This is a genomic window from Anaerosolibacter carboniphilus (assembly GCF_014205875.1).
In the GTDB taxonomy this organism is placed as follows: domain Bacteria; phylum Bacillota; class Clostridia; order Peptostreptococcales; family Thermotaleaceae; genus Anaerosolibacter; species Anaerosolibacter carboniphilus.
The window spans coordinates 287,575-303,729 of record NZ_JACHEN010000001.1 but is presented as its reverse complement, the minus strand read 5'-3'; the positions used below and the strand labels follow the sequence as shown (position 1 = coordinate 303,729).

Annotated in this window: 12 protein-coding genes; 2 read left to right on the top strand and 10 right to left on the bottom strand. The window is 39.3% G+C overall.

What is annotated here, in order from left to right; all coding sequences use genetic code 11:
* Nucleotides 1-95: 95 nt before the first annotated feature.
* Nucleotides 96-758 (top strand): TetR/AcrR family transcriptional regulator, encoded by a 663-nt coding sequence (locus tag HNQ80_RS01350; RefSeq protein WP_184307370.1) that lies wholly within the window; start codon nucleotides 96-98, stop codon nucleotides 756-758.
* Nucleotides 759-947: 189 nt separating this feature from the next.
* Here the strand turns inward: HNQ80_RS01350 and ppsA are convergent, their stop codons facing one another.
* Nucleotides 948-3,572 (bottom strand): phosphoenolpyruvate synthase, encoded by a 2,625-nt coding sequence (gene ppsA / locus HNQ80_RS01345; RefSeq protein WP_184307367.1) that lies wholly within the window; start codon nucleotides 3,570-3,572, stop codon nucleotides 948-950.
* A gap of 166 nt (nucleotides 3,573-3,738) precedes the next feature.
* On the opposite strand from ppsA, the gene HNQ80_RS01340 reads away from it, so the two are divergent.
* Nucleotides 3,739-4,338, top strand: coding sequence for a TetR/AcrR family transcriptional regulator (locus HNQ80_RS01340; protein ID WP_184307365.1), 600 nt, complete (start codon nucleotides 3,739-3,741; stop codon nucleotides 4,336-4,338).
* 124 nt (nucleotides 4,339-4,462) lie between these two features.
* On the opposite strand, the gene HNQ80_RS01335 is transcribed toward HNQ80_RS01340, so the two are convergent.
* The 9 genes from HNQ80_RS01335 to HNQ80_RS01295 all read right to left on the bottom strand — a co-directional run bounded on the left by HNQ80_RS01335 (nucleotide 4,463) and on the right by HNQ80_RS01295 (nucleotide 16,147).
* Nucleotides 4,463-6,835: a PEP/pyruvate-binding domain-containing protein gene (locus HNQ80_RS01335; RefSeq protein WP_184307363.1), complete on the bottom strand. Its 2,373-nt coding sequence runs from the start codon at nucleotides 6,833-6,835 to the stop codon at nucleotides 4,463-4,465.
* A 19-nt stretch (nucleotides 6,836-6,854) separates the two neighbouring features.
* Entirely contained in the window at nucleotides 6,855-7,517 is a 663-nt protein-coding gene (locus HNQ80_RS01330) for a TetR/AcrR family transcriptional regulator (protein WP_184307361.1), read from the bottom strand.
* A gap of 204 nt (nucleotides 7,518-7,721) precedes the next feature.
* Nucleotides 7,722-8,828, bottom strand: a complete 1,107-nt coding sequence (locus HNQ80_RS01325) for an ABC transporter permease subunit (protein WP_184307359.1) — start codon at nucleotides 8,826-8,828, stop codon at nucleotides 7,722-7,724.
* A gap of 4 nt (nucleotides 8,829-8,832) precedes the next feature.
* Nucleotides 8,833-9,867: an ABC transporter permease subunit gene (locus tag HNQ80_RS01320; RefSeq protein WP_184307357.1), complete on the bottom strand. Its 1,035-nt coding sequence runs from the start codon at nucleotides 9,865-9,867 to the stop codon at nucleotides 8,833-8,835.
* On the bottom strand, nucleotides 9,864-11,486 hold the full coding sequence (locus tag HNQ80_RS01315) for a sugar ABC transporter ATP-binding protein (protein ID WP_184307355.1): 1,623 nt from the start codon (nucleotides 11,484-11,486) through the stop codon (nucleotides 9,864-9,866). The genes HNQ80_RS01320 and HNQ80_RS01315 overlap by 4 nt, the downstream gene beginning before the upstream one ends.
* Before the next feature lie 258 nt (nucleotides 11,487-11,744).
* Nucleotides 11,745-12,980 carry a DUF3798 domain-containing protein gene (locus HNQ80_RS01310; protein WP_243182875.1) on the bottom strand — a complete coding sequence of 412 codons (1,236 nt, stop codon included), beginning with the start codon at nucleotides 12,978-12,980 and terminating at the stop codon, nucleotides 11,745-11,747.
* A 466-nt stretch (nucleotides 12,981-13,446) separates the two neighbouring features.
* On the bottom strand, nucleotides 13,447-14,091 hold the full coding sequence (locus HNQ80_RS01305) for a response regulator (RefSeq protein ID WP_184307353.1): 645 nt from the start codon (nucleotides 14,089-14,091) through the stop codon (nucleotides 13,447-13,449).
* Between the two features lie 33 nt (nucleotides 14,092-14,124).
* Nucleotides 14,125-15,486 carry a sensor histidine kinase gene (locus HNQ80_RS01300; protein WP_184307351.1) on the bottom strand — a complete coding sequence of 454 codons (1,362 nt, stop codon included), beginning with the start codon at nucleotides 15,484-15,486 and terminating at the stop codon, nucleotides 14,125-14,127.
* Between the two features lie 61 nt (nucleotides 15,487-15,547).
* A complete protein-coding gene (locus tag HNQ80_RS01295; RefSeq protein ID WP_184307349.1) occupies nucleotides 15,548-16,147 on the bottom strand; it encodes a DUF6305 family protein in 600 nt (199 codons plus the stop codon).
* Between the last annotated feature and the right edge of the window lie 8 nt (nucleotides 16,148-16,155).

Sequence of the window (16,155 nt, the reverse complement as noted above, 5' to 3'; positions counted from 1 at the left end):
TATTATATAGTACTTACCTTTCAGTGACAAATCAATTTTTTGTACATTTAAGGAATTTGAGATATAATATTATTTAACAGAGAGTAGGTGATCATATGACTACAAAGGATAAAATATTGATGGTCTCATTAAAGCTTTTTTTAACGCAAGGATATGACAATACCACCTTGAGCATGATTGCAGATGAAGTAAATATAAAGAAGCCATCGATTTATTATCATTTCAAATCTAAGGAAGATTTGTTATTTGACTGTATTTACTTAATCCTAAACAATTTAGAGGAACAGATCGCTCATTCCATCACAAATTCTGTCCACCCAAAAGATAGGCTAGCGTCATTTTTTGAATGCATTTTAGACTTCAACGCTAATCTTTCAACGATACTGGAATATGACTTCGATGCTCCTGTGAATTTAATTTTATTTTTCCAAATGTCAGCAAATAGATTCAGTGAACTTTCTGATAGAATCGATGAATATTATAAAAAGATTAGCTGCTTCTTAAAAGAAATTATTGTTGAAGGTCAACAAAAATGCTTAATAAAGGATACGATCCATACCGATCTCACAATCATTGACATTATTTCACGAATTGAAGGACTTATTGCTATTTCATTTGTCTATAAGTCCATAGATATGAACAGCATAAGAAAACAGCTTTATGAAAACCTCTGGAGCAGCCTTTCAAATGAAAATAATCTATCAGCCAAAAAAAAGCTCATAGATTATAGTAAAATTGGTTTAGGTCGAAAGTGGTAACACATTCATAAATAACTTGCATGTCCGAGTACAATGCAAATTATTAAAAAACTCCCTATGGTTATCCTTGCTGCTCAGTTGCAGCGCCGCTTTTCTTTTGGGATATATAGGAAAAAGCGGCCTGCAAGATTTGAAACTCGAAAAGACCATAGGGGGTTTATGAAATTTCGCTTCTCTCTTTTCATGAAGCTAACCTAGTATTTCTACATACCCTTCTGTTCCATTTACACGAATTCGCTGTCCATCTTTTATCAACTTCGTGGCGTTCTCCACTCCCACTACGCCTGGAAGGCCATATTCCCGAGTAATGACAGCACCATGGGTCATCAACCCGCCTACCTCAGTTACCAAGCCTTTAACTGACACAAACAGGGGTGTCCAGCTAGGATCTGTAAATGATGTTATCAGTATATCGCCTTCCTCTATATTAGCGTCTTCCAGCTTCAAAACAACCCTTGCCCGGCCCTCGATAATACCTGATGAAACGGGTATGCCTACCAAAGCATCCTGAGGAATATTGCCGGTGTGATATTCAGCAGATATGATCTCACCTTCCGATGTCATCACTCGAGGTGGTGTCAGTTTTTCATAGACTTCATACGCTTCTTTTCTCGTCGTTATGATGCTGTAGTCTAACCGATTTGTGCGAATGGCTTCCCTAAACTCTTCAAAAGATAGATAATAAATGTCCTCCTTCTCTCGTATGATGCCTTTTTCCACGAGCTTGACACCTTCATTCATTAAAGCACTTTTATAAATTTGAAAGCGCTTTATAAAAGAATACTTGGGATATTCCCTGAAACCAAGAAAATTACGTAAAACGCTAATCATCTTCTTGGCCTTTTTCGCTTTTTGCTTGCCGCCGGGTAATTCCTCTAAACGACTTATAAGCTCTCGTTCCTTCTGCTCTGCTTCCAGCCGTCCCTGTTCAAATTTGACATGGCTTGCATTCGGCTCAAAACCTTTGATGTTGCTAAGAATCATTGGAATGAGGGCCGTGGGCTTTTCACTCCATCGTGCTTTGGTAATATCGATCTCGCCAGAACAACGCATACCATACTTTTCAAGATACGTCCTTATAGAAGCACTTACAGCATTGCCCCCTTCCAGTTTAGCTAGATCCTCAAAAAAGGTCTCGTCCATGGCATGATGAAAATATTCAATCACCGCCGGATACTGTCGAACAACATCCGACACATCTAAAAGAGCAAGGCCCATTTCTGAAGTAACATTGTTAGGAACTGATTTGGAAAGGATATCTACTACATTCTTTTCACCCAGCCACTTTTCCATTTTTTTATTGATCCAGCTCGATACAAAGCCACCGACTACCATCACACTCATATTTTCTGGTCCTGTCAAAACTGCCTTTAATTCCTTTGTATCCTTCAAAATGAATTCAAACAGCGCATCACCTGATACTTTTTCGATCCTTTGCTTCATATCCTGTATCAGTTCTTCATTGTGGGCAATCAAGTCTTCAATGATCCTTATGTCATTTTTTCGGTAGATTTTTATCGCCTGTGTCACCCAAGTGAAGGCCCCTGTGCCCATATTGATGGATCCTTTGCCTCGAGGCAGCGATTTAACAAAATCCTGACGCTTCATTAAATTTGTGAGGGCATTCTTCATCAAAACATCGGCTTTTCCTGTACTCACAAGCAAAATCTTCCTTCCTATTGGGGAGGACAGGTCATAGGTTCCATCAATAAAAAGCCTTCCTCCGGCCGCCTTTAAATTCTCTCCAAACCAAAATGATAAAAACTGAATGAAAGACATGCCTAATGGTTTGATATCTTCTGTCATCATCTGCAGATGACCCATCGATGCATAGACACGGCTCTTTCCGTCATTTGCTGGTGTGGGATATAGCGTAGTGATAGGTCTGCTTTGAACGATATAGAATGTATTTTTAACAAGACACCATTCTATATCTTGGGGACGACCAAAATGTGCCTCAATCTTTCTACCCATAGCCTCAAGCTGTAAAATCTGCTCATCCGTCAATGTCTGCACATTCTGCCGATCGCTCTCGATCTCCCTTTCCTCCGTACCCCCTGCTTGTAATGCATAAATAGCCAATTTCTTAGTAGCTATCTTCCTGTCAAGAATTCGCCCTTCCCGAACCTTATAAATATCTGCATTCACCAATCCAGAAACCAGTGCTTCCCCAAGTCCAAAGCTTGCATCGATGGACAGTACTTTTCGGTTGAACGTGACGGGGTCTGCCGTAAACATAATTCCCGATGCCTGAGGAAAAACCATCCGTTGGATCACAACAGATAGATAAACCTTCCGATGATCAAAACCATTTTGTATTCGATAGGTCACAGCGCGGTCGGTGAATAACGATGCCCAACACTTTCTTATATGCTGAAAGATAACAGCCTTACCCATGATGTTCAAATACGTATCCTGCTGGCCCGCAAAGGAAGCCAAGGGTAAATCTTCAGCTGTAGCGCTGGAACGTACAGCATAGGCATATCTTTCGTCAAGCTTTGAGAGATAACGAGTGATCTCTCCCTCAATGTCTTTTGCAATCTCTGCCTCTTCGATGATTGTACGAATCTTCTTACTGATTTCGCTGATTTTAACCCTGTCATCCACCTTGAGAAGTGATAATTGATCCAATAATGCATTAAACACACTGTTATGCACTACAGTTCTTTTGTAGGCCTCTGTGGTAACACAAAACCCCTCTGGCACCACTATCCCTTCAATCCTTGACAGTTCTCCCAGATTAGCACCTTTCCCCCCTACTTCAGGCAAATTAGTACCGCTGATCGCATTGAAAGATAATACATATTTGCTCATAGGAATCACCTCTCTGTATATTATGAAATAATATCGTTTATATATTTCATAATATAATAATTTTGTTTTTATTGCAATAGGTTATGAAATTTTTTTATTAATATATTTCATAACCTATTGATATGTTTCATCATTTATTGTATCCTATTAAAGAGGTGATATTCTAATGGACGGCTTTCAACGACGTAAGGAAACAAAAAAAGAAAATATCCGTCAAGCTGCTTTTGAACTGTTCTCCACTTATGGCGTGCAAAAAGTCAGTATTGCCGAAATAGCCGCAAGGGCAAAGGTGTCCCAGGTAACCATTTATAACTACTTTGGCAGTAAGGACGAACTACTGCGAAATGTGATGTCCGTACTTCTGGAGAAAAGGCTGCGGGAAGATACGGAGGCCATCGAAAGCAATATACCTTTTCCGGAAAAAATCGAAAGATTTATCTCCGAAAAAACTGGGGAACTATCCGCTTTACATTCAGATTTTCTTAAATCAGTGATGTCGGAAGATCCTGCGATCAGACAGATGGCCGAAGATTTTACGAAGAATAAGTTTATACCCTTGATGTTAAAGTTGATTGAAAAGGGTAAAGATGAGGGTTATATTCATCATACGATTTCCAACGAAGCGATTTTACTATATATTCATATGTTTAGAGAAGGCAAACACTCCGGTACATTCCTTGATCTAGAGCAAAACAAACAGTTGCTCAAAGAGTTGGTGACACTTTTCTTTTATGGTATTTTGGGCAAACCCTTTGACAGATCATAATACAATGTGAAATATGAAACAAGTTTAAAACCTCCTATAGCAATTGTATGAGCCATAGGAGGTTTCTATTTGGAATCACCATTGTTGAAGATATAGGAGACAGTTCCCAGGAACCATCACTCTGTCAGTTATCCTTACCAGTCTTTAGGTGTACAATACCCTGCCCGCCCTCAACGATTACTCGGTCTCCTGTCTTGAGTCTTGTGGTGGCATTTCCGCATCCTACAACAGCTGGAATACCCAGTTCTCGCGCTACGATAGCAGCGTGAGATAGCGGTGCTCCAATGTCGGTAATAATCGCTGCTGCTTTAGGAAAAATAGGTGTCCACCCTATATTGGTAGTTGCTGCGACAAGTATTTCACCTGGCTGAAGCTTTTCTCCTTCTTCTGGATTTGCCAAAATACGCACAATTCCTTCTATCCTTCCGGCTGCTCCAGCACAACCTTTGAGCGTTTCAGAATCCGGTTCACTAACCATAGGCATCGTAGCATCATAATAGTCCAGTCTTCTATTGGGATCCTTCACCCACTCCATCGGATTAAATCGTCCCCTTATAATGGATGGTAGCGGTGGTAGTGCTTTATATTTCTCAAAATTCTCTTTTCTTGCAGGAATATACATTACTTTCGTAGTTCCTCCAGAAAGAAGATCCTCTACTTCATCAATATAGAGGAAAAATATATCGTTACCCATCCCCGTAAACTCTCCTGCTTTAAGGGCGAAAGCACGAACCAATCGAAATGCCCTTACAAACTCTGAACGCCCTTCTTCTCTGAGTTGGGCTCCTTTAGCTGCTTTTTCTGTTTGTTTCTCAAGCCACTTTGCCTTATTAGGAAAACGCTCCTCAAATCTCTTCTTGGCAGCTTCATATTGAGTATGCTGCTTCTTTAAAAGGCCCTCCACATCTATATCTGACTTTTTATATTCCTCTATCTGTTTTTCTAACCAATCTGCTTCTTCCAAAGGGTCAGGCATGGACAATTCATACTCATGGGGTCCCCGATGACCATATTTCATCAGATATTCTTCCCGGCTCATTTCTCCATTGATGACCTTAGAAATACCTATCACAGGCCCGAGACTTGCCAGCCCGGACCCTCCCCTAAGGTTGGAAAGAAGTGTGTTGGCATCTTCCGCTCCCACTAATTCTGTAAGCTTCTTATCCAATGTCGTAACATTTGTAAGTTTAATAGCTGCCATGGCAGCCCCACTCAACGCCTCTAAGAAATAAGGTTTCAGTTCATCCTTCCACAAGGCCAGTAATTCTTCTTTTGTCTTTACATTTTTAATACGTTCTCTCATACCTATACACCACTCGGGTGTCTCCTTCAGAAATTGAGATAAATTTCTAGAAGCTTTTAGTGATTTTTTTGTCATACGCATTACGATAGGCAACATCACCTTTAACACCTCTAAGCGTGTAAAGGGATGAATAGGCATGCGCATTTCCTCTGGCATCTGTCCATATAAATCCCCGAGAAGCTTAAGTGCACCTTTGGCATCTTTTCCAAGTACAGTCGATATCACAGATACCCTTCTGCTGATATTCATATATGGCCTTCCGCAGATATTGCCGGAAAATACATAATATCCAGGGATAAAGTTTATGGATTCATCCAACTGTTTTGCAATACTCCAGCTAAATGGAGGATAAACATCAGGTATTGCCTCTGCCACATTGGTATTGACCCAAAGTTGATCTCCCATAAGTGAATAATTGATTTCATAGGTGTCCAAGTTACCTACGCTTAAGGTAGTAATTGGTCTAGCTTGTAAGAGATACAGCTGCCCCTTTGCCACAGCCCATTCAATATCTTGAGGGCTATTTAGCTCCTTTTCAAGCCTTGCAGCATACTCATACAGCTTTGAGGCATATTTCTCAAATTCATTGGGACCGTCATATTTTCCTTTCGGTCTTATCAGTTTAAAATCATAGGCATTCGCTTCCCCCGATACAAGCTGTTCCCCCAATCCATGGACATAGTTACCTATCATACTTGTGTAGCTGCCTGTAATCGGATCAGCCGTAAATAGTACACCTGAAATTTCAGAGGCTACCATCAATTGAACTACCACAGCAATCTGATGAGACTGTTCCATTCCTTGAACTGAACTGTATGTCTTTACTCGTTCTGACTCCCTTGATCTGAAAACCGTATAGACTGCTTCTTGTATCTCTTGATCCGTGTTCATATTAAGAACTGATTCAAACTCACCGGCGAAGGAGGCTTGGGCTGAGTCTTCGCTAAGGGCAGAGGACCTTACGGCAAACGTCGCCCCTTCATATTTCTTTCGAATGTCATTCAACAAGGCAAGAATCTCATACCAAGCTTCAACACTTAGTTTTTCTCCTTGGAAAGCCTCAGGCAGAATAACAAATCCTTCTGGTACAGGATAGCCTGCCTGATACATTCTAGCCAACATACCACCCTTTCCACCTGCAAGGAACTGTAGTTCAGGGGTTAACTCGCTAAAGCTCTTAACGTTCTCTCCCATGTCAGACACTCCTTCCTTTTCAAAAATACTCTTTCATGTTTTTATTTTCAAATTCATTACCAAATAATTGTATCTCCTTGTTTTCTATTCCCAGAGTTCTGGCAACTAATGCCTCCAGAGAAGCTTTATACTTTAATGATTTTGCTTTATCCTCTACATATTCTTGAAAAAACAAGCTTTGAGGGACAGAAGTTACAGCCCTTAACAATATATCTGCTGTTTCCCGAGGAAATTCTACATTGAAAATTCCTTCTTTCACACCCTGCTCGATAATTTGCACAAATGGATCCACATACTTTTGAGCGATAGTGATACAGTATTTATAGAGGGTAAAGTCTGACTTTACTAACATAACCAGATACTTTATGATTTCTTTTTTTTGTTTTTGGGAAGCTACCTTCTTTTCCATAAACCGATTTAGTTTTTCCAAAGCATTAAGTTCTGGATCCTGCATGATGGGTTCAAATTCTTTAAGCAAACTTTCTGCTAAATTATTAATGCTCTCCGCCAGCACTTCCTCCTTCGATTTAAAGTAATGATAAAAACCACCTTTTGAAAGCCCTGAAGCTTTTAAAATATCCTCAACACTTGTTTCTTCATATCCTTTTTCAAGAAATAATTTTTCAGCAATCTCTACTAGCTCATTTTTCTTACTGTTATGCTTTTTCGCTGCTTTATCCATATTCATACCTCCAAACAAAACAGACCGACGTCGGTATGTTTTTAGTGTATGCCATTCTTTCTAGTTTGTCAAGTATGCTTGAAAGAACTTATCACTTTATATGAACAAAGAAAACAGAGGAAGACAGGGGATATTATGGTATATGAATATACCATAATATCCCCTGTCTTCCTCTGTTCGATACCGCCTTTCGAAGGATTTTCATTACTTTGCTGCATTTCCACCTGCTGCTCTCAGATAAGCCCGATCCATTTCTTTATCCTTTTGCCGCTTCCAAGAGTGTAATACTAGCGATAGGGTAACAACACCATAGGATACAAACATTCTGAAATATTCACCTAACATAGCAGAGCCTGTAAGATTTTTGCCCGCCATAGGCATCACTACGAACATCAGATGGAACAAAGCTGTACCTATTATGGCATTGGGTATGGAAGCTTTACTTACAGTAGCACCACCCACAAGTAATGCTGCCGCTGCAAATAATGCTGCCTGGTCTGATCCATTATATGTGTTTAAGGTGCCGATTTCTTGTAGATATATAATTTGTCCGTAGCAAGCAAGAACAGTAGAAATAATGATTGATTGTGTACGGGTCTTCTCTACGTTTATACCGGCTGTATCGGATACTATCATATCTTGACCAACAGCTCTCATATCCTGCCCAAGCTTTGTTTTTCTGAACCATACGATAAACAAACATATTACCCCGATGATTAAGAATGTACCTACAGGTATAGGTACCCCTCCTATTTTAAACAAAAGTAGTTTGTCAAAGCCGCCCGCAACCTCAAGGTTTATTGCGTTTCTAATACCATAGCCTCTCGAAAGCAGCATCGTAGGGCTTTTTATAGGTATTATGGAACCACAAAGATATAATAGGAAAAATTGATATATACCCAATATAAAAAGTCCCAGTATCATGGAGGTAATCATTTCGCGCCCTTTTGCCCTATTTAAAACAGCGCCACCGAAATAACCTAAAAGTATGGCAATAGGTGTTCCTACCAGCATTGCAAGTATAAGTCCAGGTGCACCGTATACTCCCCAGTCTGTAATAAATATCAAGCCTATCTGCCCCGCCATAGCACCTAAAATCATTCCAAAATTGATGCCCATACCTGCCATTACAGGTAACAAAAGTGCTAGAACAAGAAATGAGTCTCTGGCAAGACGCGTTACGATCTCTCTAACGAGATATACTCCAGAAAATCTTGATAGAGGTATTGCAATTATGCTTATCACTAAAAATAAAATCGGCACCGCGCTACTCGTTAAAAACTTTTTGATAGATCGATTATCAAGCCTCATGTTTCTACCTCCCTTTCCTGGTAAGGGCATATAAAATCATCCCGTTTGATACAATAATTCTTATTATTTCAGAAACGTCTATACTAATTGCACTATTGATTACGGAAGGTGTCATAGTAAGTATACCCTGAAATAATATGGTTCCTATAACTACGTTGGCAATTGTCGCCTTGTTTACAGAAGCACCCCCAAGAAGTATAGCAGCAACAGAAGGAAATACAAACGACAGCGGCGCATTGAACATTTGTACAAAACCAAAGCTCTGCTGGTAAACGATTATTCCTATAGACGCCAATACGGTCGAGAGAATAACAGATACGATTCTCATCTTATTTACATCTACTCCTGCAGCCCTCGCGTACTCTGGGTTGGAGCCAACTGCAGTAATGGCCGTTCCGATTTTCGTTCTAAAGAATGCCCATACCAATAAGGCCATGAGAGCAAAGAACAGTAGCATCCCAGTCGGAATAATAAAGTTATCTGTCACCTTGATTTTTAGGAAATCACTAATCTGATGATACCAGTATTCCTGAACGCTTATCGTTACACGAAGCCCCTCTCCTTTAAAGCCCTGTACACTTGCAGGATTTCTAAAAGGAAGCACGATCCACATCATATTCATAAAGAACACAAAGGAATAGCCTACATATGTAGCAATGATCATTTCATCGCCCTTAACCCTGTTTAAAAGCAGGCCATAGCCATATCCCAAAATCGCAGCTACAGCCATAGCTATTCCGAAAGCCACCAGTATTCCCAGCATTCCTGTAAGATGAAACTCCAAACTCATTACAGCACCCAAAAGTCCTGCAACCAATCCTACAGGTATACCAAAATTCAATCCACATCCAGACTGTATCATAGGTACCATAGAGAGAACAAGGACAGCATTCATTCCAAAACGTACTACAACATCATTGAATGACATGTCCGAGGCCACGTCGAAAAACGGGCCCATAACAAATAATGATACCAAGAACAAGCCAATAATAATCCGTGGCCATCCAAAATCCTTTACAAAACCTTTAACTGCCATCATCGCGTTTCACCTTCTTCGCTCAAATGATATTCACCAGACATAAGCAATCCGAACTCAGCTGCCTCAGCACCAGGCGGTAAGATTCCCGATACCCTACCCTCACTGATAATGGCGATTCTATTACATATAGATCTCAGTTCCTCAAGCTCCGATGAGACCATTACAATTGTGGTATTATTCTCCTCATTGTAGCGTCTCAATGCATCTAACACTAGCTTTTTCGCACCCACATCTATTCCTCTTGTGGGTTCAGATACAAACAAAAGACTCGGTTCCAGTGCGAAAGCTTTGGCAAGACACACCTTCTGCTGATTGCCGCCTGAAAGCTGTCGGGTACGCTGCTTCTCACTTGTACATTTTATCTCTAGTGCCTTGATATATCCTTGGGCACAATCTTTCATGGCTTTATCATCCCGCCATTTAATCAGCCCGCCTAATAATCTTTTAATAAATTTATCCTGAACCTGCATTGCATTAAAGGCAATATTCCAATCGATAGGTTCATCCAATAAAAGGCCTACACCCCTTCGGTCTTCAGATACAAATGCTAAACCGCTCTTTAGTGCGTTTAAGGTTGCATTTAGCGGCAATGGCTTTTCATTAAATAAAACTTCCCCGTCTGATGGAAACAAGCCCATTATGCCATTTGGTATTCCAAGCTTGCCTTGACCTGCAAGCCCACCTATACCAAAAATCTCACCTCTTTTGACCTTAAAAGATACATCCTTTACCGTCTCACCGGGCATATCCACCCAAAGGTTCTTTACCTCCAGTATAATGTCTTTATTGCTATCCGTGACATCAACTACTTTTTCATATTCAGCTTTTTTGCCCTCAACATCTCTCCCTACCATCCATTCAGCAATCTGCCGTACATGAACCCCTTCAACAGGCCTTTCAACCACGATCACCCCATCCCGCAGGACTACAATTGTATCGCATACAGATGTAATCTCATGCAGTCTATGAGAAATAAAGATAATTGAAACACCCATATCCGCAAGTCTTCTCATGGATTTCAAAAGTATTTCCGCCTCGGATTCAGTCAAAACAGCTGTAGGCTCATCCAAAACAAGCAGCTTCACTTTTTCTCTATCGATTTCCCGTGCAATTTCGATAAACTGCTTATGTCCAACGGGCATTTCTGAAACAAGTGTGTCGGGATCAAGCTGTACGCCTAATGTTTCAATTGCATTCTGAGCACTCTTTTTCATAGCGCCCATATCAATCATTTCAAGCCTTTTTCCCAGTATCCTTGAGATTACATTCGGCTTGGTTTTTTCCATGTTCAATAAGATATTCTCCGTTGTAGTAAAACCAGGTATTAAGGAAAACTCCTGGTGTACCATTCCGATTCCTGCTTTTAAAGCATCAAGGGGACTCTTGAAGTTTATTTTCTCGTTGTCTAGATATATCTCGCCTTCATAGCCTCCTGTTTCTGCAATAACATTCATTCCAAAAAGTATTCTCATCAAGGTGGATTTCCCTGCACCGTTTTCACCAACTAGCCCCAGTATCTTTCCCTTTGCAAGTGAAAAGTTAATATCTTTTAGTACTCTGTTCCCCTCAAACTGTTTACCTACACCCTCGACTTTTAATAATACATTCTCGTTTGACAATGACTTCACCTCTCAATCGCACAGGGCAAAGTACTCGCTTTTTGCCATGTACATAGATATAATTTATAAAATAGCGATAAAAATTGCCATAAAAAAATATTCTCCCGATAAATGGATGGCTTTTATTTGACTAGGTAAAATGGGTCTGCTCTAGTTATAATTTCTTTCACGTTCCTCTGACTGCACTGGTTTCATTTCATTATAATATGATTTACATTAGAAACGGCCTTTTATTGGCCGTTCCTAATGTATCATTGATTATTTTATATTGTTGTATTTATCAGGAATGACTTCCTTTGTTTGTCCTAAGTAGCCCTGGCCGAATACATATGTATCCTGGTACACCATAACGTGGTTAGTCTTCTCTGTTCCCGTTGCAACGTCAACAAAATATGAACCGTTCCATTCTGCTCCAGGCGTATATTTTCCAAAACATGCCATTAAATCTTCAAAAGAATCCTTCTTTGCTGTTCCTTCAACGACTCTTTTACCAAACTCAGCAAGTGCAAGTGTAGTAGTGTAGTTAAATGAATAAGCCCATGTTCCCATTCTCTTAGCTCCGCCTTTAGCAATTACAGTCTCTTCAACTTTCTTGAGTATTGCAGGCCAGTCTCCGGCTTCATTCTTAAGATCAATACCGAATGCTCCTGGATATCCCATAATTGGTGATGGAAGGTCTGGCTCTACGAATATTGCACCGAGCTCAGCAACTTTCTTTAAAAGAGGCTCTGTCTGTGCATCATTTGTGCAGAAGAAAGCAGTATCTTTTCCATATTTTTGTACCCATGAAGGCATTTTTTCAAGTATGAACTGCTGTGCACCTGGTATTCCAACGTCACTCATTGGGTCTGGTGCTGTTTCAAAAGCAAATTTAAGTCCTAAATCTTTTGCAGCTTCTTCCATGATTGTTCTTCTTCTGGATAAAAGTTCAATACTCATGTGTCTTGGGAAAGAAATGTGAACAAATGTCTGGGCTCCCATTTTCTTGGCAGCAAGCATCATTAAGTATCCACGTTTTACGTTATCAGCATCAACAACCAAATCCGATGCTGCTTCGATCATGTTTGTATCTTCCTGAGGGATACCGGCCAAAAGAAGTATGTCAGGTCTTAATTCTCTGATTTTTTTGAAAGCCGCTACTGTACCAGGAACTGACTGGTTTACGATGATAGCTTTCATCTGCGGATCATCTGAGAGTCCAACAATCTGAGCAATCGTGGTTTCTTGTTCCTGCATGAAGTTATCAGGGTAAGTAACGTGTTTAACGATTCCACCATTATCTACGTCACCATACTCTTTGATGAATGCTTCAGCACCCCTAAGTTCATCCTCTGACTGTGCTACAGTTCCAGTCACGATACCAATGTGAAATTTTTCCGCATCAGCGTTTGTATCCGTTGGCTGTACATTTGCTGGCTCAGTGCTCTGTTTGGCACATGCAGCCATACTGAACACCATTACTACCACAAGAATTAATGCTAGTACCTTTTTCAAATAATTCCCCTCCATTTGTCATATTTTATATTAGTCTGGAAAGCACAGCTTTCCAGCTGCTAATCAAAATAGATGTTCATTTCCGGACTTATGTACAATTTTCTATTACGTTTAAACATGTCTATAAAAGTATATTCCTAAACATGTACGAAAAGAACAACCTCCATAATATCCATATTTTCTGATCAGGCCATTGATAAATGGTCTTTTCAGAGATATTTATTCGTTATTTTTCAGAATCTTCCTATTTTTATCACATTTTTCTCTCAATATTTTTTAGAGCAATTTTTGAGGCTATTATCATTATGCAGGCAAGTTTTCATATCCTAGTTTTGGAACATATTAAAAATCGAAAGCTCGTCAAGGCTAAAATATACGGAAAATCCGACCTTGACGAGCTCTTAATTTAAAAGAATCTAGTAGTTATGATATTGTTAGTAAGTATGATCACTAAAACTCAAAGTTTTTATAGCCTCGAATATTTATATTTATTTTTCGGCCTACCCAACTGCCCATATATGGGAAGGATTTCTATTCTGCTTTCTTCGATCAGATATTGTATATATCTGTGTACGGTCTGATATGCCAGACCCAGTCCACTTGTAATTTCATCTATGGTAAGTCCTTCCCGCTGCTCGTTGAGGTAGTCACAAATAATGCTCAACGTGGCAGGGCTTATGCCTTTTTCAATAAAGACTTGCTGTTTTTCTTTTACATACTTTTGTTGAACCTCATTAATTTTCAGATTTATTTTTATTCTGGATATAAGATCCGGTGATTTGATAGGTTTTATTGCAAAATCAGTAGCACCTGCTGCAATGAATTTTTCTGCAATCTCTTGTCTTTCATCAACAGTAAGTACTAGGATAGATGCTACGACGTCAAATTGGCGGATTTTTTTCACCGTAGTCAAACCATCCCAGTCGGGCATGTGATAGTCAATGATCACCAGGTTTGGGCTATGGACTTTGCACAATTCATATCCCTGTATGCCACTTTGTGCTATGATAGGACTCCATCCTCCATACAGGCAGATTTCCTTTATCGTATATTGAATATCCGGCTCATCATCGATAATGACGATTTTCTTTGTGGGCTTTGTTTTATTCATTTCTATCACCTCTGACTTCAGAATACAGCAATACTAACAGCTGCTGCTAGAAAAGCTATCAACGGAAGGTAGGAATATGGACACAACGGTTCCGCAATCTGGCTCGCTTACGATATCTATGGCACCTTCATTTTCTTCAATAATCTGTTTTGCAAATGGAAGCCCTAATCCTGATGTGTTATTTGTAGAATAACCGACGTCCCAGATACGTGGAAGTTCCGAACGCTTAATACCGATGCCATTATCTTGAATCATTATATACAGTCCGTTGCAAGCAGGTTTTGCCTCAAAAATAATGTTCTTATATGCATGTTTACAAGGCACAATCATCGCATTTTCCAGTACATTTATAACTGCTCTTGCTACAATAATCTTGTTGACACGTATATCTGGAAGTTTATCTGCTATCTTTATTTCGATTTTAATCGACTCATCTTCCAATGGCAGTTGTGCCCTTATATAGTTTATTAGCTCTGTTGCCTGCAGCTTTTGTCGGGATGTCTCGTAAAGAAAATTTGAAATCATCTCACTCATTTTATCTACAGAATTATCTATTCGTCCGCTATATTCTTCGAGTTTTCCTGTATCCTTCGATAAAGCAAGCAAGGAATTCAAACCACGTATCGTAACCAGGGGTGTTTTTAAATCATGGACCAAGGATTTAACTTCCTTATATATCCTGTTTTCCAAAACTTTTGCCTTCATATCCTGTATTTCTCTTTCTTTCTCATAATTTTCTTTCATCATATTCATGTTTTGTGAATAGCTGATAAACAATATCGTCGTTGTAAAAGCTGAAAACATGAAAGGGAAAAAAAACGCAAAACCTGTAAAATTCAAAACGGATGAGGCTTGTAAGTATAAGGCAGCTATTTTAATACTAAAAGAAATATCGCTTTGACCAATCCGATACGGTGAAAATACAGGCATTATATTCAACCAGTAAAATGCAAAAAACACTTGGATCAATACGATAGAAACATGGAGAAGGCTGTTTGTTTTCCAAAATAGCTTTTCAAAAATAAAGAGAGCAATGATTAATGCCAATATTGTTGATACTGGCTCCCACGACAAACCAGAAATCGTAAAATTCATAATATGAAGGAAAATAATAAGGAAAAAAATAATGGATGTTGTAAATCTACTAAAGATTCGTTCTAGTTCCGAATAATGTATGATGAGTATTGTTCCTAGAAATAAGAAGGTACTTTGCATTGCATACAAAAAACTCATGGAAGCTGCAGCAAGTATTAAGTGACCGCTATCGCCAGCATTGATGGCTTTTCTAATCTTAAAGATGATATTGAACCAGGCTGCTTCAGTAATAAGTGGAAACAGAGAGCCAAGGCCTATTAATAAAATCCCTCCCACCATAAATATCTTATTGCGTCTCATCTCATTTTCTCCCATAGAAAGACCTCTCCATAATATACCAACCTTTCATAAGACAATGACCCTAACGAAATGCAGATGAAAAGGGTTCAGATAAATCATTGATTTCATTTACCAGTGTTATAGGGATTCTACTATTTTTGGTCAATTCCGATAAAAAATTGTCTTTGTTTGCTTCCTTCGTTCCTATTAGGTAATCCGTCTTAGGGATAATAAGACTTAACAAGTCCTCCGTCCTTTTTTCATGCCGTTGCTTTCCACCAATGTATATGGTTATCACAACCATATTTTTCTTTTCTGCCTTTTTAAGAAGTCCGATAATGCGCTGTTTTTCATCATCATGACTTATACCGTGAAGCTTTTCACCGATGGCGCTGTATCCAACGACAAATACGAGGGTTTGGGCACCCTCCAAATCTTCTTCTTTCGCTTGGGGCATAAAATAGTTATGAATCATTAATTTATTTGCTATATCGGTGATTATATACGCATCTGTACCTTGTCCAGCAGAGGTTATCAATACATATTCCTTGGCTATAGGTTTTGGAAGGCTGGGAAGTAATAAAATATTCATTTCTCTCTTCTTATCAATGATTGCAGCATCTAGTATAAATGTCATCACCAGAGCAATCAGCGGTATTGTCATAAAATATCTTATTTTCATATTTCATT